The sequence below is a fragment of the Pseudodesulfovibrio sp. lm2024 genome, assembly GCF_051175575.1.
GTDB classification, from domain to species: Bacteria; Desulfobacterota; Desulfovibrionia; order Desulfovibrionales; family Desulfovibrionaceae; genus Pseudodesulfovibrio; species Pseudodesulfovibrio caledoniensis.
Window position 1 is genome coordinate 891,258 of record NZ_CP195092.1, and the last position, 17,139, is coordinate 908,396.

Below are 17,139 nucleotides of genomic sequence, written 5' to 3' on the forward strand. Positions count from 1 at the left end.
CGGTAAGGCAACCAACGGGAGGGCGACATGCCTGCCAGAGTATTGCTCGTGGACGATGAAAAGGGTTTTGTGGACACCATGGCCAAGCGGCTGGAGAACCGGGGCTACACCGTGGGCGTGGCCTACGACGGCCCGCAGGCGCTCAGCGCCCTGGACAAGGGCGACATCTATTTCGACGTGGTCGTGCTCGACGTCAAGATGCCGGGCATGGACGGCAACGAGGCCCTGAAGCGGATCAAGGCGGACCACCCCCTGGTGGAGGTGATCATGCTGACCGGCCACGCCACCGTGGAGTCGGCCATCGAGGGGATGAAGTCCGGGGCCTTCGACTACCTGATGAAGCCGTGCGATCTCGAGAGCCTGATGGCCAAGATAGGCGAGGCCCAGGACAAGAAGGAGGCGCACGAGAACAAGATCCTGGAGGCCCGGGCCAGGCACATCGTCCTGCGCCGGGGCGACTAGGGGAGACCGCCATGGCTGATACGCCCATCCGCGTGCTTCTGGTCGACGACGAGCTCGGCTTTCTCGATGTGCTGGCCAAGCGCATGGGCAAGCGCGGCTACCTCGTGACCACGGCGGGCAGCGGCGCGGAGTCCATCCGGGTGCTCCGGGACAACGATTTCGACGTGGCCGTGCTCGATCTCAAGCTCGACGATATGGACGGCATAGAGGTCTTGCAGATAATGAAGAAGATGGTGCCGGACATGCCGGTCATCATGCTCACCGGCCACGGCTCGGAGCAGGCGGCCAGGGAAGGCGTCAAGTCCGGCGCCTTCGACTACCTGCTCAAGCCGTGCGACCTGGACGACCTCCTCGAAAAGGTCGGGGAAGCCGTGGCCGGGTAGCCGGAAACGACAACGAGACGGGAGTGGCCCATGGCCGATATGAAAGCGCTCCTCGTGGACGACGAGGAATCCTTCCGAAACACCCTGTGCAAGCGGCTCAAGCGCCGGGGCATGGACGTGGAGCAGGCGGGCTCGGGCGAGGAGGCCCTGGCCATGCTGGAGACGTGCCGGCCGGACGTGGTCCTGCTCGACGTGAAGATGCCCGGCATGGACGGGCTGACCGCCCTGCACAAGATCAAGGAAGTCAATCCGCTCATCGAGGTGGTCATGCTCACGGGCCACGCCAGCATGGAGATCGCCATCCGGGGCATGGAGCTCGGGGCGTTCGACTACCTGATGAAGCCCGTGGAGTTCGAGGAGCTGCTCTACAAGCTCGAGGACGCCTTCAAGCGCAAGCGGTACCACGAGGACCGCATCGCGGCCCGGGCCGGCGGCGAGTGACCACGGCTTTTCCCGCGCCCTTTCCATCGCCCCACCCCATGAACCCTGCGACCCTGACCTAGGCTGTTCCCGAAGGACGACACCCCATGGGCCTGTTCGACTGGCTGCGCTTCCGCAAGAAGGAAAAGACCCCCGAGGAGCGGGCCGAGATGCGCCGCGTGTTCGCCACGCGCTACGACCATTTCCGGCTGCTCATCCAGGCCAACACCCGCGCCCACGAACTCATGGGCGAGCTGGAGGAGGCCCTGCGCGGCTTCACTCCCTACGGCATGCACTTCGTGCGCACCCTGTGCACGCGCATTTCCACCTCCATCTACCAGATGGTCCGCCACCTGGGCGAGCTGGAGACCCAGGGCCACGACGACCTGGTCGCGGCCATGCAGGCCATCAACGATCGGATCATGGAGGAGCTGGAGCCGGAGAGCCACGCCGTGGGCGGCGAGCCGGTCATCGACCTCGCCGAGGTCAACCGCGACCACGCCGACCTGTGCGGCCCCAAGATGGCCATGCTCGGCGAGGCCGGTTCGAGCCTCGGCCTGAGCATCCCGTCCGGCTTCGTGGTCACCGTGGCCGCCTTCCAGCGGTTCGCCCAGAGCCAGGGGCTCGGCACGGAAATCGACCGGCTCATCCAGACCATGGCGGGCGACGACCGCGAGTCCGTGTTCCAGGCCTCGTCCAGCATCATGCAGCTGATCATGGAGACCCGCCTGCCCGACGACCTGGCCTCGGCCATCCTGGCCGCCTACGACCGGCTGGCCGAGCGGCTCGGCGAACCCCCGGACCTGGCCGTGCGCTCCAGCGCGCTGGGCGAGGACATCGAGGGCTCCTCCTTCGCGGGCCAGTACCGGTCCGTGCTCAACGTGGACCGCTCCTCCCTGCTCGACGCCTACAAGGAGGTGGTCGCCTCCAAATATTCCCGGCAGGCCATGGCCTACCGGTTGAGCCACGGCATCCGCGACGACGACGTGGCCATGTCCGTGGGCTGCATGACCATGGTCGAGGCCGTGGCCGGGGGCGTGGCCTATTCCGGCAATCCGGTCAACGTGCGCGACGACCGCGTGTCCATCAGCTCGGTCTGGGGGCTGCCCAAGCCCGTGGTGGACGGCACGGCCGGGACCGACGAGTTCATCGTGGCCCGCGACCCCCTGCGCGTGGAAGAGGTCCACGTGGCCGAGAAGGCCGACATGTACGTGTGCAGCCAGCATGAGGGCGTGTGCCGCGAGGAGCTGACCGGAGACATGGGCTCGCAACCGTCCCTGACCGAGGAGCAGGCCCTGCTCGTGGCCCGCGAGACCGTGCGCATCGAGGAGCATTTCGGCACGCCGCAGGACATCGAGTGGGCCATGACCCCGGACGGCACCTTCCATCTCCTCCAGTGCCGCCCGCTCATGCGCGTCGCCTCGGACGGCGTGGCCCCGCCCGCCGCCCACCTGCCGGAGCCGGTGCTGACCGGCGGACGGACGGCCAGTCCGGGCGTGGGCGTGGGCCCGGCCTTCACCCTGCGCAAGGACGTGGACGCCCTGACCTTCCCGGACGGCGGTGTGCTCATCCTGCGCCAGGCGTTGCCCAGCCGGGCGGCCCTCCTGGACCGGGCCAGCGCGCTCATCTCCGAGCAGGGCGGCATGGCCGGGCATCTGGCCAACGTGGCCCGCGAATTCGGCGTCCCGGCCCTGTTCGGGGTCAAGGACGCGGTGGGCCGGTTCGAGAACGGCCGCATCCTGACCGTGGACGCCGAGGGCCGGGCGGTCTACGAAGGCGCGGTGGAACCCCTGCTCAAGGAGCATCCCCGGCAGCGGATCATGCGCGGCAGCCCGGTCCAGGGCGCGCTGCGCAAGGCCGCCCGCCACATCGTCCGCCTGAACCTGACCAACCCGGAGTCCCCGGAGTTCAAGCCCGCCAACTGCCGGACCCTGCACGACGTCATGCGCTACTGCCACGAACGGGCCGTGAACGTCATGTTCGAGTTCGGCACCCATGACGACTACATCGAGGCCGCCAGCCGCCAGCTCATCTGCGACGTGCCCAAGCAGTTCTGGATCCTCAACCTGGACGACGGGTTCTCGCCCGAGGGCCAGGAGCGCAAGGACCGCTGCATCCTGCTCGACCACATCGTCTCCTATCCCATGCGGATGCTCTGGGAGGGCATGCAGGCCGTGCCCTGGGAAGGCCCGCCGCCGGTCCACGGCCGAGGACTCATGTCGGTCATGTTCGAGGCCACCATGAACCCGGACCTGGTGCCGTCCGCAGGCACCCGCTACACCCAGAAGAACTATTTCATGGTCTCCAGGAACTACTGTTCGCTCCAGTCCCGCTTCGGCTTCCACTTCTGCGGGGTCGAGGCCCTGGTGGGCGACCGGATCAGCGAGAACTACGCCTCGTTCCAGTTCAAGGGCGGGGCCGCCAACATGGAGCGCCGCATCCGCCGCGCCCGGTTCGTGGGCGACCTCCTGGAGATGTTCGACTTCCGCGTACGCGTGCGACAGGACAACATGTTCGCCCGCGTCGAAGGCCTCGACCACGATACCATGGGCAACCGCCTCAAGATCATCGGCTACCTCATCACCCACACCCGCCAACTCGACATGATCATGTCCGACGAAGCCGCCGTCGCCCGCCGCAAGGAACGCTTCCTCAACGACTTCAAACTGTTCGATTGATGCCTCCGGCGGCCAGGGGGGAAGGGGGAGAGAGGGAAGCCCTTTTCCAAAGGGTGCCCTCTCTCCCCCTTCCCCCCTGGACCCCCCAACCTCCTCTCGCCCTCCTAAACTTATTCTATCCGCTTCGCGGGGCGGGCGTTAAATAAAAGCCTTCGGTTCATTTCTGAGTCAGTGGTCTATAATCCTTCATTCATCTGGAGTGATTCGGGTGCGCAGCACCCGACAGCGGCTCTTTCCCCCGCGCTCGCACAAGGCTTTCGAGAGTGGGTCAGCTGTGCATTTTCTTCCGGTCGCGACAACCGCAGCGTAGCCGTCTACGTGAGGATTGGCGCGACCGGAAAAAATGTGCAGATGGCCCGCTATCGGAAGCCGCCCCCCCCCCCACTAGACCCCGAAAAAAAGAAGGCGGCCCCCGTCAGGGAGCCGCCTTCATTATTTCGGGGGTCTATCTCATCATTTAACGTGGCACTCGGCGCAGGCTACGGGGCCTTTGCCTTCCTTTTCATGGCAGCCCTGGCACTGGAGGTGGTAGGCGCGCATGAGCGGGGTGCCGCCGTCGTCGCGCTTCTCGGCGTGACAGGAGCTGCACGGCTCGCCCTCGGAGGATTCCTCCATGTTGCGGGTGCCGTCGTCGTTCTTGGAATGGTGGCAGACGACGCAGTCTTCCAGGCCGGCCTTTTCGTTGTGCGCGTCATGCATGAAGGGCACGCGGGGACGCTCCAGCTTGGCGAAGCCGTCCGCGGGCACCTGGGTCATGTCGTCCTGGGAAAAGGCCGTGGGGGCCATGTACACGACAACCAGCAGGATGACGGTCAGCATGGAGGCCGCGAGGGTGAAGGTATTCTTTTTCATGGCGTCCTCCTAGAGTTCCGGTTTTTCCATCAATTCGTAAATGAGGTCACTGACGAACTTGCCGTGCATCCCGAGATCGTAATAGCCGATGATGTCTTCGATGCCGCCGTGGCAGTTGTGGCACGGGATGACCACGTCGTGCACGCCGGTCGCCTTGAGCTGCTCGGCCTTGACGCGGTTGCCGGTCATGCGGGTGTTCTTGAACGGCGGCCCGCAGTTGATCACGCCGCCGCCCGCGCAGCAGCAGTAGTTGTGCTCGCGGTTGGGGGTCATCTCGACCACTTCCTTGCAAAGGAAGTGGACCACGTCGCGCAGCTTGTCCATGAGGCCCTTGCCGCGGATGATGTTGCACGGGTCCTGGATGGTCACCGGGTTCTCGTACTGGTGGGTGATCTTGATCTTGCCCTCGTTGATCAGCTCCCAGTAGAACTCGATGGCGTGGTTGACCGGAACCGGCATCTGCTTGTGGCCGAGCCAGCGGTTGCCCATGTCGTAGACCGACCGGAAGGCGTGCCCGCACTCGCCCATGACGATGCGCTTGACGCGCAGCTTCTGGGCCGATTCGTAGTGGGCGCGCTTGAGGCGGCCCATGTTTTCGTAGTCGCCCACGAACATGCACATGTCCGAGTTGTCCCAACCCGGGTGCGACGGCATGGTCCAGTCGATGCCCGCGGCGTTCATGATGGCCGCGGCCTGGTAGATGAGCTGGGTCCGGAACTTGGGTTCCGGGGCGATGACCGAGTAGTAGACCTCGGCCCCTTCCTTGTCCAGCGGGATGCGCAGGTCCGGGAACTCGTCGCGGGCCTCGTCCTCCTGCCACTGCAGGGAGTCGATCCACTCGTCGTCCTTGACCCACATCTGGTTCATGGTCGAGGCGTGGGAGTGGGCGGTATCGCGGATGTACTGCGGGACCACGTCCAGTAGGTAGCAGATGCGGCGCACCATGGACATGATGTAGCCGGTGTCGATGCCGATGGGACAGTAGTGGGCGCACCGCTTGCAGAGGTTGCATTCGGTGTAGGCCATCTGGGCCATCTCGTAGATCCGCTGGGGCGAGACCTTGCCCTTCTTGTCCATCAGTTCGTACATGGTCTCGGTGGCCTTGTTCACCGGCGAGTAGCTCGGGTCGGCGTCGTGGGACATGTAGTAGTGGCAGCCCTGTGAACAGAGGCCGCAACGCATGCACGTCTCCCTGTACGCCCGGAGTTTGGCACCGGTTTCACCTTTGAGCATCCGGGTGACCACCTTTTCGATCTTTTCGGTGGTCAGCGCGGCGACGCCGGCTTCAAGCCCGACATCGGATATGATTCTGTCAGCTATGTGACTCATTATTCGTACCTCGCGTTACTGTATGGTTTGGCCTACCAGTCGTTGGCATGGCGGACGCCGCCGAACTCGGAACCCATGTACGCCCTGGTGAACAGGACGAATAGCGCGTGGCTCAGGCGGGTGAACGGGATCAGGGCGATCAGCAGTTCACCGGAGAGGACGTGCAGGGTGGTCATGACCAGGGGCGAACCGACCTGATGGTAGGCCAGGACGCCGGTGATGAACGGCAGGGCCACGAGGACCAGGGCGAACCAGTCCTGGCAGCGGGTGACGCCCTTGACGTGCGGCAGCGCGAAGCGGCGGTACGCGAAGACGGCGCAACAGGCCAAAGCCACGAAGCTGACGATATCGCCGAACTGCGAGGGCAGGCTCGGGATGGAGATGCCGAACGCGGTATTCCACAGGACGACGTGCGCACCCAGGAACACGGCCACGAGCAGGAAGCAGAGGTGGAAGATGAAGGTGGTCACGGTCATCAGGGGATCGGACTTCCAGCCCATGGACTTGAACGGGATCATCCACATGACGATGGAGCGGAGCCCGTAGTACCAGCTCATGTAGGCGATGGAGGAGCCGTCCTTGGCCTTGGCCAGCGAATACATGCTGACCAGCCGGTAGATGGCGCCCAGGATGAAGATGCCGAAGGCGATCCAGGCGAGGGGGCCGGTGGCGAAGACATAAAGATCAGTCATATCTGCTCCCCCTTAGAAGTCGCATACTTCCGCGACGATGCGGATGTAGCTGTTGTTCTCGATGGCGCGGATGAGCACCTTGGTGCCGTCCTCGCTGAATATCGGCGGCCACACGGCGTCGAAGTCCCGTTCATAGGACTTGCCGTTGACCAGAATCCGGAATCTGCCGTTCTTTTCCACCTTGGCGGCGACGGTCTTGGAATCCGGGGAGAAGACCGCGGGCCAGGCCATGTCGTAGGTGCCGGACCAGGGAGTGCCGTCCACCACGATGCGGAAGTCCTCGTTGCAGTTGGAGGCCAGGACGGCGGCGCGCTGTCCGTCGGGGCTGACCACCAGGTCGGACACGGTGGGCCAGGTCTCGTTCCAGGCGGCGTTGTTCACGCAGGCGGTGAACTGGCCGTAGCTGGTGGCCACCACGCCCCACAGCTTCTCGCCGGAAGCGTCGTACTGGAGGTAGAGGCACTGGACGTAGCGGGGTTCCCACAGGGTCTGGCCGTCCTTGTCCACGCCCCATTTGCCGGCCACGCGGACCGGGGCGGCCACGCCGCCGTCCTTGGGACAGAAGACCGGCTCCCAGACCTGGTTGTAGGACTTGGCCCAGGGCTTGTCGTCGACCACCACGGTGTGGTCGTACACCGTGGTCCGGCAGGTGGCTGCCAGGGAATCGCCGGCATTGTTGAACACCGGGTTCCAGATGTTCACGTAGCGGCCCTTCCAGGGCTCGCCGTCCACGGCCACGGTGTACACGCCGCGCTTGAACCCTTCGAGGTCGGCGGCGGCCAGGCTTTCGGCCTGGATCACGGCGGCGGAGTGCGCACCGTCCTTGGACAGAGCGGGCATGTTGGCGTTTTCATACAGGGTTTCCCAAGGCTCGCCGTTGAGACAGATACCGTACCGCTCCATGGACTTGCACATGGTGGCGATGACCGAGCCGTCCTCGCTGAACATGGTGTCCCAGATGTAGTCGGTGGTCTCGCCCATGGCTTCGCCGTCCACGACCAGGACCCATTCCATGTCCTGCTGGCAGATGGCGGTCAGGCGGCCGTCAGGGGAGAATTTCGGATACCAGATCTTTTCGAACGTGGCTTCCCAGACCGAGTCGTTGGTGCGAACGGAGAATTCGCCGTCGCCGACCTTGACGATCGCGACGAAAGTCTCGCCGTCGGGCGAGACGTACGGCTCTTCCTGCCATTCGTGTCCTTCGAGGAGGGAGAGGGATTTAACGACCGTTTTCTGGCCGGGTTCCCAATCCCATGAGGAGATTTTTCCCATAGCACCCCCTTGTGTTGTGACACCGCTCCGCGGGGGAGCGGCAAATAATCATCCCGCCCTGGAGGCGAGACCGTTCATTCAACGCGGGGTCGTGATCGTCGGGCGGCGGTCGCTGCGGGCCATCCCGGTCGGGTCACCGGATTACAGCCATCCGCCGGGCCTACTGTGCGCAGCCCGGCGGGGTGTGACTGAACCCAAGGGATGACCCGTGACAGGTGGCGACCCCCCTCCATGAGCGATCTATCCGGGATCGCCGCCACTGACTTTCGACTCCCAGGGATCCGAGGCGGTCCGGCGGTCTGCACCGTCCGAACCTGGAAGTGCATCCCTTCCCGAAGTGCACCCTCGATTCCGTTGCTGATACCAGCTGAAATCCCAGGCTCAAGGCATAGTTTTACAGGGAATATCCATACATTTCAGTATGTTCCCTGCTAACCGCAACCTCTTGGCCTGAGACAGAGCTATGTATAAGCACATGGCAAGAAAATAGTCCATTCTTTTCAGAGTTAAATGGGTATTTCAGACCGGACGGGTTCGTTATTTTGCAGTAAAATAGCCAAAATAACCCCGGATTTGGCTCAACGGCGGGGTTAACGGATATTTTCCTCCTGAAAGAGGAGGTATTGTCCGACTTGAGACAAGGACGCCGGCCATGTCGGCCGGCGTCCTTTTATGGGGTGAAACGGGGGGGGGAGGGCGGCTATTGCCTGCTCGAATCGAGCATCAACCGGCTGATGCGCAGGAGGCAGTCCGAGCCGTCGGTATCGGGGTCCACGGCCACGGTGTTGATGAACCGCGCCTGGACGTTGCCCGAGCTGTCCACGGACTCGATGAAGAAGGCGCCCATCTCGTACACGGTCAGGGTGTTGCGCCCGCCGCTGGGAGGGTTGCGGGGGTCGTAGAAGGAGATGATGACCACGCGCGGGCTGTCCAGGGGATCGCTGAAGGAGCTGCCCTCGATGGCGTTGGTGGATTCGTCCCAGGCGGCGTAGGGGTCCAGCCCGATGAGGATGGAGGTCCCGGCCTTGACCGGCCCGGCGGAGTTGCCGGGCTCGAGCAGCAGCTCGTCGCCCGGGGCCACGGTGGCGTAGCTGTTGGAGCCGGTGCAGCCCTCGATGTTCTCCTTGACCATGGCCGCGCCGGTGATGGGGTCGCCCTTGTTCACGGGCGGCAGGTCCACCAGGTTGTACTGGCCGGGCACGATGGTCAGGCTCGGGTCGCCGGGCTTGATGATGATCTGGGTGCCCACGTCGTCCTGGGTGTAGCCGAGCACGTTGACGGTGCCCATTTCCTGCGGGCTCTCCACGTCCAGGGTCCCGTTCTGGTAGTACTTGGTTCCGGGCGCGGCCTCGTCGTCCCACTCGTACTTGGTGGGCACCACGAAGGGCTTGGCGCACTTGCTCGAGCACATGCCCGCCAGCCCGGCGCGCGAGGTCACGACGATGTCCATGGCGGGCTTGCCCACGGCCTTGCCGAAGTACAGGGGAAAGGCGTTGTCGCGCTGGCCGGACAGGGTGATGGTCACCTCCACCTGGTTGGGCTCCTGCTCATCGGGCACGCCGTCGCGCAGAAAGACGATGTCCGCGTCGGTCAGGGCCTTGGCCGGGGCGTCCGCCTCGGTCAGGTTACGGACGGCGTAGTTGGTTACGATGAGGCGGAGCTTCTCGATGTCCCGGCCTTCGGCCAGCAGGGAGTTGGCCCCTGCCAGGGCCCCGGCGTCGGCCGCCGTCTGCAGGGCGCTGCGCTTGAGGTAGGCCCGGCCGAGGTCCACGGCCAGGGCGGTCAACCCCATGAGCGCGGCCATGCACATGCTGACCATCACGGTGGCGAAGCCTCGTTCTTCGTTCAGTCTGCGGAGAAAGTTGCGCATGGCCGTTACTCCATCTTGGCGCGGGCCACCGTGGTCATCCCGCCGGGCATGAGATTCTCCCAGGGGTACACGGTGCTGTCCGCGAAGTTGTAATTCAGGGAGACCGCGACCTCCTGGCCGAGTTCGCGGTCGTCCGGGCCCAGCTCCACGGACACGGTCAGGTTGTCCGTGGACAGCCCCTCGGCGGCCACGTAGGCCAGCACCGTCTCGGCCGGGTCGTCCCCGCGCGAGGCCAGGATCACGCCCTCGCGGGCGGCCCGGGTCAAAATCTGGTTCATATCTATCATCTTGGCCGCGTCCCAGATTCCGGCCAGCAACGGGACCAGGAGCAGGGACATGAGCAGGGCGAATTCGATGACCGCGCTGCCGTGCTTGCTGTCGGTGTTCTTGCGCATGGCTACCTCTCGTGTGTCATGACGGCCGTGGCCGCCACCTGGCTGCACCTGTCGGCCATGGACGGGATCAGGTTGTCGATGACCAGAAACTCGAAGGGCACGGACACGGTCACGTCCACGGGCTCGGACGGCTCGCGCGGCCCGACCTCCACCGAGGACTGCTGGCTCACGCCTCCGGCGGTCAGCTCCTTCTGAACCACGGCCTTGATCTGGTCGAGGGTGGTCTCGTTGAGCACGGCCATGCGCGCCCCTTCGAAGGCGGCGTCCCGGACCACTCCCTGGGTCCAGAACAGCCGGGCCATATCCATCACGCCCATCAGGAGCATCAGGAAGATCGGCAACAGCATGGCCATCTCCACGGCGGCCATGCCGAGTCGCTTCTTCCCGTTCGTGTCGCTACGTCTCTTCATTGCATCCTCCAATCAGGAATGTGCATTATACGAAGCAAGGGACATGCCATTGAAGTTGAGAAAATAAAGTTCATAGTCACATGTTTTAATTGATGAAAAAAATGTGACCAAAACCGGAGTGTCGTCGTAGGCAATCGACCCGGTCCACGATTGATGGAGTACGGATGGCCGATTTTTCCATTTTTCATGGATAGAGAGAATCGTTTTTTCAGCTGGACGGGCTTGCTGCCCCTCTATCGATACGGGCGCGAAAAAGGGCGGCCTCGGAATCGGGACCGCCCTTGTAAGGGACTATGCTATGGGCGTTAGAACCGCTCGAAGGCGTCGTCCCCTTCGTCCAGCTCGAGGTCCATGCCCGCGATAGGCTTCGGGGCCGCGTGCTTGCCGCCCTGGGGGAGCATGGCGGGCTTGGGCTTGCCTTGAGCCGCGGGCAGGGCTCCGCTGGAACCGTAGCCGAGGTTGAAGAAGGCCATGGTCGCTTCGAGCTGCACGGCGTGGGAGGACAACTCCTCGGCTGTGGAGGCGATCTCCTCCGAGGAGCTGGCGTTGGTCTGGACCACGGAGTCCAGCTGCTGCAGGGCCCCGTTGATCTCGGCGGCGCCCGCGTTCTGCTCGTTGCTGGCCGCGGAGATTTCCTGGATCAGTTCGGCGGTCTCTTCGATGCTCGGGACGATGGAGTCGAGCATCTTCCCGGCCCGGGCGGCCACCTCCACGCTGGAGGCGGACAACTCGCCGATCTCGGCGGCGGCGGTGCCGCTGCGCTCGGCCAGCTTGCGCACCTCGGCCGCGACCACGGCGAATCCCTTGCCCTGCTCGCCGGCGCGGGCGGCCTCGATGGCCGCGTTCAGCGCGAGCAGGTTGGTCTGCCTGGCGATCTCCTCGATGATGGAGATCTTTTCCGCGATCTGGGTCATGGCTTCCACGGTCTGGCGCACGGCCTCGCCGCCCTTGCGGGCCTCGTCGGCGGTGCGCACGGCGATCTCGCCGGTCTTGCTGGAGCTCTCGGAGTTCTGGCTGATGCTGGAGGACATCTGTTCCATGGAGGCGGAGACCTCTTCCACGGCGGCGGCCTGTTCGGTGGCCCCCTGGCTCATGGTCTGGGAGGAACCGGCCAGCTCTTCGGAGATGGAGGCCACGTTGGAAGCCGAGTCCTGGACCTCCAAGACGATCTTCCTGAGCTTGTCGATCATGGTGCCGATGGCCAGGGCCAACTGGCCGATCTCGTCCTTGCGGTCCACTTCCAGGCGCACGGTGAAGTCGCCGCCGGACAGGGCTTCGGCCACGCCCGCGGCCCGCTTCATGATGCTGGCCATTCTGGAGGAGAATATCAGGGTGATCACCACCGAGGCCAGGGTGAACAACAGCGAGATGATCACGTAGGTCCAGATGGTCCGGTCGACCACCGCGCCGAGGGCGGCCAGTTCGGCGTCGACCCGTTCCACCTGGGCCTGGCCGAGGCGGTCGATGGAGTCGCGCATGGCCTCGAAGGTCTTTTCGCTCTCACTCAGCAGGGTGATCCGCCTGAGATTCTTGTCCGCGTTGGCCGTGGACAGGTCGACCACCTTCCGGCTGTGCGCGGCCCAGGTGTCAAGCTGGGTCAGGAAGGTCTTTTCTAGCCGCTGTCCTTCGGCGCCGAGGAGTTGCACCCCCTTGGTCACGCGGTCGCGGGTCTGGCCCAGGTTCTCGGCGAAGGATTCGGCCTCGTCCTTGATCACCGCGGGGTCGAGAGTGCGGATGATCAACAGCTGGGCCACGTAGGCCTGGTAGGCGTCGCGGTCGGCGTTGAGGATCAGGGAGAGGGCCTGTTCGGTGCGTATGCGCTCCGCCTCGCCCAGCAGGGGATTCTTCAGCCGGTTGTCCGCGATTTCGCCGAGTTCGTTGACGACCTCGCGCATGGCGTCGAAGGAGCCCAGGGCCGCCTTTTCCGCCTCGGCGCGGGCCAGGTTGGCGGTCAGGGTCTCGTCGGTCAGTGCCAAAATGGTGTTATTGGCCTTTTCCCAGGACTTGAAGTCGGTTTTGAACTGATTGAAGTCACCGTCCATGTTCGGGGTGAACCCCTTGGCCGGTCCGGTGATTCTGTCCCATGTCTGCTGCATGTTTTCCGCGCAGGCAGCCTTGTTGGCATTCAGGGCTTCCCCCGAGGGGGCGGTTTCGGCCTTCATGATCGCCACCTGGGCCTGGTAGGCGTCACGGTCGGCGTCGATCATGGTGGCCCGGTCCATGTGCAGTCCGTTGACGGCCACCATGTTCGAGTTGAGTATGTTGAAACTGGTTATCCCCACCGCGAAGATGATCAGAATGGCGGAAACCGGCAGCCCAGTAATCAACAGCAATTTCCATTTAATGCCCATAGAGTCCCTCCAAATCTACTTTGCCGGGCCTCGGAGACCCGATTTGGTCATGCTATACTACGTCTGAAGTAAAATAAGCTATTAGAATATCGAGAAGGCGGCTGATTCTCGTCAAAAGCGTGCCAAACCGGCCGTTATTTTTGTGCGACGGTGGTTTGAAAAAAAATGAAAAGTGGTTATTGTGGCGAATAGGAATTAAGATCAAACCATTAGCTCTATCTTTGAGGACGACATGAAAAAATTGCTGGCTGTGTTGACCATCGTGTGTTGTTTCGGCGTGACCGCCGCTTTCGCCGTGGACGGCGGGGAATTCTACAAGAAGCATTGCGCGGCCTGCCACCGCGACGGCAGCGAGTCTTCCAAAGCGGGCGGCAACGTGGTCCTGAAGGGCCAGACCGCCCAGGAAATCGAAATGAAGCTCACGGGCTACAAGGACGGCACCTACGGCGGGGCCAAGAAGCGGACCATGGAGCGCGTGGCCGGCAAGCTGGCTCCGGAAGAGATCAAGGCCCTGGGCGCCTACATCGGTTCCCTCTAGGGCAGACGTATGCGTTACCTTATCGGGACGCTCGTGCTCGTCGTCCTGCTGGCCGCCCCCTGTTGGGCGACCGGCGGGACCGACGGCATGGACATGGGCGCCGCGCCGGCGCAGTCGGCCCCGGAACAGAGCGGCCATGACGGCGGCGCTCCGGCCATGGGCGAACATGACTCGACAGGCCACGACATGGGCGACCAGCCCATGGACGCGGTCCACGATCACGCCAGGATGATGGAGGAGGCCGAAGAGGCCGACCTCCCGGTGGGCATCGAGGAGCACCTCGGGGCGCAGCTCCCGGACGTGCCGTTCTCCGACTCCGAGGGCAACCGGGTGACCCTGCTCGAGCTGTCCGACGCGCCGATCCTGTTGCTGCCCATCTATTTCCGCTGCCCGGACGTGTGCAGCCTGCTCCAGGGCTCGGTGGCCTCCATCCTGCCCGAGGTGAAGCTTCAGCCCGGCAAGGAGCTCAAGGTGGTTTCCCTGAGCTTCGACCCGCGCGAGACCGCAAAGGACGCGGCCCGGGCCAAGCGCAACTACACGGCCATCGCGGGCGACGCCTTCCCGGCCCAGTACTGGACCTTTCTGACCGGCGACGAGGCGTCCATCGACGCCACGCTCAAGGCCGTCGGCTACACGGTCAAGAAGCAGGGCGGGCTGTGGGCCCATCCGGTGGCGGCCATCGCGGTGGCCCCTGGCGGCAAGGTGGTCCGCTACCTGTACGGGACCAGCTTCCTGCCGTTCGACATCACCATGGCGGGCACCGAGGCGGCCCGGGGCCAGACCGGCCTGTCCGTGAAGCGGCTGCTCTCGTTCTGCTACAACTATGATCCCCAGGGGCGGCGCTACGTCTTCGACATCCTGCGCGTTTCCGGGTTCACCATCGTCGGGTTCGTGGCGGTCTTCCTGGCCTGGCTGCTGCTCGGCGGCAAGAAAAAGAAGAGGCGTTAGATGGCGACGGACGCGGTGAGTCCCGGCTTCATGGCGCCGGGCGGCAAGTCCTGGGTGCGCGAGTGGTTGTTCACCCTGGACCACAAGCGCATCGGCATGCTCTACCTGTGGTGCATCACGGCCTTCTTCGCGGTCGGCGTGCTGCTCGGGCTGGTCATCCGGCTGGAGCTCTTCTGGCCGGGCAAGGATTTCATCGGGCAGCAGGCCTACAACGCCATCTTCACCCTGCACGGGGTGATCATGATCTTCATCGTGGTCATACCGTCCATCCCGGCGGCCTTCGGCAACCTCTTCCTGCCCCTGCAACTGGGGGCCGAGGACGTGGCCTTCCCGAGGCTGAACACGTTCTCGTTCTGGCTCTACGCCATCGGCGGGGCCACGGCGCTGATCTCGCTGTTCACCGGCGGGGGCGCGCCCGACACGGGCTGGACCTTCTACGTGCCGTTCTCGGCCGTGACCACCACCAACGTGTCCGTGGCCGTGGCCGGGGTGTTCATCCTCGGCTTCTCGTCCATCCTCACGGGGTTGAATTTCATCGTCACCATCCACCGGCTGCGCGCGCCGGGGCTGACCTGGACCCGGCTGACCCTGTTCGCCTGGGCCCTGTACGCCACGGCCTGGATCCAGGTCCTGGCCACGCCCATCCTGTCCATCACCGTGCTCCTGATCATCGTCGAGCGGCTGCTCGGCCTGGGCATCTTCGACCCGGCCCGGGGCGGCGACCCGATCCTCTACCAGCACCTGTTCTGGATCTACTCCCACCCGGCGGTGTACATCATGATCCTGCCCGCCATGGGGGTCATCTCGGACATCATCCCGGTCTTCTGCCGCAAGTCCATCTTCGGCTACAAGACCATCGTGGGTTCGAGCCTGGCCATCGCGTTCGCGGGCTCCCTGGTCTGGGCGCACCACATGTTCGTGTCCGGCATGTCCGACACGGCGGTCATGGTCTTCTCGCTGCTGACCTTCATCGTGGCCGTGCCCTCGGCGGTCAAGGTTTTCAACTGGCTGTCGACCATGTACAAGGGGTCCATCCGGTTGGAGCCGCCGCTGATCTACGCGCTCGGCTTCATCTTCCTGTTCGCCATGGGCGGCATCACCGGCCTGGTACTGGGCTCGGCCGGTACGGACATGCACGTCCACGACACCTACTTCGTGGTCGGCCATTTCCACTATGTCATCTTCGGCGGCACGGGGTTCGGCATGTTCGCGGCCATCCACTACTGGTTTCCCAAGATGTACGGGCGGATGTACAACCGCAAACAGGCCATCGTCGCGGCCCTCATCCTGGTGGTCGGCCTGAACGGGCTGTATTTTCCCATGTACCTGCTCGGGCTGGAGGGCATGCCCCGGCGCTACTACGACTACCTGCCGCAGTTCACCTCGCTGCACCAGTTGTCCACCTACGGCTCCTGGATCACCTTTGCCGGTCTGGGGCTGATGTTCTGGAACCTGATCCGTTCGCGCTACCGGGGCGAGCCCGCGGGCCGCAACCCGTGGAAGGCGGCCACCCTGGAGTGGACCCTGCCGTCCCCGCCGCCCACGCACAATTTCGACACCGAGCCGGTGGTCACCCACGGGCCCTACGACTTCAGCAAAGTGAGGGACGATGATGGAGCATAGGGACTACCAGGGCGCCAAGATGGGCATGTGGATCTTCCTGTTCACGGAGATCCTGCTCTTCGGCGGCCTGTTCGTGCTCTACTCGGTGACCCTTGGCCGCTATCCCACGGAGTTCCACGAGGCGAGCAAGCTCCTGGACGTGACCATGGGGACCACCAACACCGTGGTCCTGATCACCTCGAGCCTGTTCGCGGCCCTGTCCGTGGTCGGGCTGCAGCGGGGCAATCTCAGGGCGGCCAAGGGATTCATCCTCCTGACCCTGGCCCTGGCCTGCTGTTTTCTGGTCATCAAGTATTTCGAGTGGTCCCACAAGATCCACGCGGGGCTGTACCCCGGCAGCGAGACCCTGGTCCAATGGGAGCCGGGCAAGCAGGCCTTCTTTTCGCTGTACTACACCATGACCGGGCTGCACGGGCTGCACGTGATCATCGGCATGGGCGTGTTCCTGTGGGTCTGGACCCGCATCTCGGCCGGGACGTGCACCCCGGACCATTTCGTGGCCCTGGAGAACGCCGGACTGTACTGGCACCTGGTGGACCTGATCTGGATATACCTCTTTCCGCTCTATTACCTCATCACCTAGGCGGGCGCAGCCATGAACGAGCACGAACAGACGAAACACCACGGACCGGGCTACGGCCTGTTCATCGCCGTATGGGCAGGGCTCATGGCCTTGACGGCCGTGACCGTGGAGGTCTCGACCATCCACCTCGGCTTCCTCAACGTGGTCGTGGCCATGGCCATCGCCTCCATCAAGGCGTCCCTGGTGGTCTTCTTCTTCATGCACCTCAAGTATGAGAACCGGACGCTCAAGACCATGGTCCTGGTGGCCTTCGTCATCCTGGCCATCTTCATCGGATTCACCTTCTTCGACACCGCAAACAGATAACCCGGCCCACTGCCGGAGGAACGCATA

17 protein-coding genes are annotated in these 17,139 nt (G+C 64.1%); 9 read left to right on the forward strand and 8 right to left on the reverse strand.

Annotated elements, in window-relative coordinates; all coding sequences use genetic code 11:
• Positions 1–27 precede the first annotated feature (27 nt).
• From ACR42D_RS04045 to ACR42D_RS04060, 4 genes are all read left to right on the forward strand, one after another.
• Positions 28–462, forward strand: coding sequence for a response regulator (locus tag ACR42D_RS04045; protein ID WP_484565583.1), 435 nt, complete (start codon positions 28–30; stop codon positions 460–462).
• A gap of 11 nt (positions 463–473) precedes the next feature.
• A complete protein-coding gene (locus tag ACR42D_RS04050) occupies positions 474–845 on the forward strand; it encodes a response regulator (RefSeq protein WP_484565584.1) in 372 nt (123 codons plus the stop codon).
• A 30-nt stretch (positions 846–875) separates the two neighbouring features.
• Entirely contained in the window at positions 876–1,286 is a 411-nt protein-coding gene (locus ACR42D_RS04055) for a sigma-54-dependent transcriptional regulator (RefSeq protein ID WP_484565585.1), read from the forward strand.
• 86 nt (positions 1,287–1,372) lie between these two features.
• Positions 1,373–3,943, forward strand: a complete 2,571-nt coding sequence (locus ACR42D_RS04060; protein ID WP_484565586.1) for a PEP/pyruvate-binding domain-containing protein — start codon at positions 1,373–1,375, stop codon at positions 3,941–3,943.
• 453 nt (positions 3,944–4,396) lie between these two features.
• Here ACR42D_RS04060 and tmcA read toward each other — a convergent pair whose 3' ends face one another.
• From tmcA to ACR42D_RS04100, 8 genes are all read right to left on the reverse strand, one after another.
• Positions 4,397–4,795: an acidic tetraheme cytochrome c3 TmcA gene (tmcA, locus tag ACR42D_RS04065; RefSeq protein ID WP_484565587.1), complete on the reverse strand. Its 399-nt coding sequence runs from the start codon at positions 4,793–4,795 to the stop codon at positions 4,397–4,399.
• A gap of 9 nt (positions 4,796–4,804) precedes the next feature.
• On the reverse strand, positions 4,805–6,124 hold the full coding sequence (gene tmcB, locus ACR42D_RS04070) for an electron transfer complex ferredoxin TmcB (RefSeq protein WP_484565588.1): 1,320 nt from the start codon (positions 6,122–6,124) through the stop codon (positions 4,805–4,807).
• A 32-nt stretch (positions 6,125–6,156) separates the two neighbouring features.
• Positions 6,157–6,816, reverse strand: a complete 660-nt coding sequence (tmcC, locus tag ACR42D_RS04075) for a TmcC family electron transfer complex membrane anchor subunit (protein ID WP_484565589.1) — start codon at positions 6,814–6,816, stop codon at positions 6,157–6,159.
• 12 nt (positions 6,817–6,828) lie between these two features.
• The gene (gene tmcD, locus ACR42D_RS04080; protein ID WP_484565590.1) at positions 6,829–8,088 is read right to left on the reverse strand and encodes an electron transfer complex subunit TmcD; all 1,260 of its coding nucleotides are present in this window, start codon (positions 8,086–8,088) and stop codon (positions 6,829–6,831) included.
• 700 nt (positions 8,089–8,788) lie between these two features.
• A complete protein-coding gene (locus tag ACR42D_RS04085; RefSeq protein WP_484565591.1) occupies positions 8,789–9,958 on the reverse strand; it encodes a pilus assembly protein TadG-related protein in 1,170 nt (389 codons plus the stop codon).
• A gap of 5 nt (positions 9,959–9,963) precedes the next feature.
• A complete protein-coding gene (locus tag ACR42D_RS04090; protein ID WP_484565592.1) occupies positions 9,964–10,353 on the reverse strand; it encodes a TadE/TadG family type IV pilus assembly protein in 390 nt (129 codons plus the stop codon).
• 2 nt (positions 10,354–10,355) lie between these two features.
• Complete coding sequence (locus ACR42D_RS04095) at positions 10,356–10,763, reverse strand: TadE family protein (RefSeq protein WP_484565593.1); 408 nt, start codon at positions 10,761–10,763, stop codon at positions 10,356–10,358.
• 305 nt (positions 10,764–11,068) lie between these two features.
• A complete protein-coding gene (locus tag ACR42D_RS04100; protein ID WP_484565594.1) occupies positions 11,069–13,114 on the reverse strand; it encodes a methyl-accepting chemotaxis protein in 2,046 nt (681 codons plus the stop codon).
• Between the two features lie 232 nt (positions 13,115–13,346).
• On the opposite strand from ACR42D_RS04100, the gene ACR42D_RS04105 reads away from it, so the two are divergent.
• From ACR42D_RS04105 to ACR42D_RS04125, 5 genes are read left to right on the forward strand one after another with little or no spacing between them, the layout of a single operon-like run.
• On the forward strand, positions 13,347–13,652 hold the full coding sequence (locus ACR42D_RS04105; RefSeq protein WP_484565595.1) for a c-type cytochrome: 306 nt from the start codon (positions 13,347–13,349) through the stop codon (positions 13,650–13,652).
• Between the two features lie 9 nt (positions 13,653–13,661).
• On the forward strand, positions 13,662–14,600 hold the full coding sequence (locus ACR42D_RS04110; protein ID WP_484565596.1) for an SCO family protein: 939 nt from the start codon (positions 13,662–13,664) through the stop codon (positions 14,598–14,600).
• Positions 14,601–16,223 carry a cytochrome c oxidase subunit I gene (gene ctaD, locus ACR42D_RS04115; protein WP_484565597.1) on the forward strand — a complete coding sequence of 541 codons (1,623 nt, stop codon included), beginning with the start codon at positions 14,601–14,603 and terminating at the stop codon, positions 16,221–16,223.
• Positions 16,210–16,806: a cytochrome c oxidase subunit 3 family protein gene (locus ACR42D_RS04120; protein WP_484565598.1), complete on the forward strand. Its 597-nt coding sequence runs from the start codon at positions 16,210–16,212 to the stop codon at positions 16,804–16,806. Before ctaD ends, ACR42D_RS04120 begins: the two co-directional genes overlap by 14 nt.
• Before the next feature lie 12 nt (positions 16,807–16,818).
• Complete coding sequence (locus ACR42D_RS04125) at positions 16,819–17,112, forward strand: cytochrome C oxidase subunit IV family protein (protein WP_484565599.1); 294 nt, start codon at positions 16,819–16,821, stop codon at positions 17,110–17,112.
• The last annotated feature ends 27 nt before the right edge of the window (positions 17,113–17,139 follow it).

Bases quoted from the DNA above. Each gene is read 5' to 3' on its own strand.
- ACR42D_RS04055 (WP_484565585.1), top strand. From the start codon at position 876: ATGGCCGATATGAAAGCGCTCCTCGTGGACGACGAGGAATCCTTCCGA.
- tmcA (WP_484565587.1), bottom strand. From the start codon at position 4,795: ATGAAAAAGAATACCTTCACCCTCGCGGCCTCCATGCTGACCGTCATC.
- ctaD (WP_484565597.1), top strand. From the start codon at position 14,601: ATGGCGACGGACGCGGTGAGTCCCGGCTTCATGGCGCCGGGCGGCAAG.
- ACR42D_RS04125 (WP_484565599.1), top strand. From the start codon at position 16,819: ATGAACGAGCACGAACAGACGAAACACCACGGACCGGGCTACGGCCTG.
- ACR42D_RS04110 (WP_484565596.1), top strand. From the start codon at position 13,662: ATGCGTTACCTTATCGGGACGCTCGTGCTCGTCGTCCTGCTGGCCGCC.
- tmcB (WP_484565588.1), bottom strand. From the start codon at position 6,124: ATGAGTCACATAGCTGACAGAATCATATCCGATGTCGGGCTTGAAGCC.
- ACR42D_RS04120 (WP_484565598.1), top strand. From the start codon at position 16,210: ATGATGGAGCATAGGGACTACCAGGGCGCCAAGATGGGCATGTGGATC.
- ACR42D_RS04105 (WP_484565595.1), top strand. From the start codon at position 13,347: ATGAAAAAATTGCTGGCTGTGTTGACCATCGTGTGTTGTTTCGGCGTG.
- ACR42D_RS04085 (WP_484565591.1), bottom strand. From the start codon at position 9,958: ATGCGCAACTTTCTCCGCAGACTGAACGAAGAACGAGGCTTCGCCACC.
- ACR42D_RS04090 (WP_484565592.1), bottom strand. From the start codon at position 10,353: ATGCGCAAGAACACCGACAGCAAGCACGGCAGCGCGGTCATCGAATTC.
- ACR42D_RS04050 (WP_484565584.1), top strand. From the start codon at position 474: ATGGCTGATACGCCCATCCGCGTGCTTCTGGTCGACGACGAGCTCGGC.
- tmcC (WP_484565589.1), bottom strand. From the start codon at position 6,816: ATGACTGATCTTTATGTCTTCGCCACCGGCCCCCTCGCCTGGATCGCC.
- ACR42D_RS04045 (WP_484565583.1), top strand. From the start codon at position 28: ATGCCTGCCAGAGTATTGCTCGTGGACGATGAAAAGGGTTTTGTGGAC.
- ACR42D_RS04095 (WP_484565593.1), bottom strand. From the start codon at position 10,763: ATGAAGAGACGTAGCGACACGAACGGGAAGAAGCGACTCGGCATGGCC.
- ACR42D_RS04060 (WP_484565586.1), top strand. From the start codon at position 1,373: ATGGGCCTGTTCGACTGGCTGCGCTTCCGCAAGAAGGAAAAGACCCCC.
- ACR42D_RS04100 (WP_484565594.1), bottom strand. From the start codon at position 13,114: ATGGGCATTAAATGGAAATTGCTGTTGATTACTGGGCTGCCGGTTTCC.
- tmcD (WP_484565590.1), bottom strand. From the start codon at position 8,088: ATGGGAAAAATCTCCTCATGGGATTGGGAACCCGGCCAGAAAACGGTC.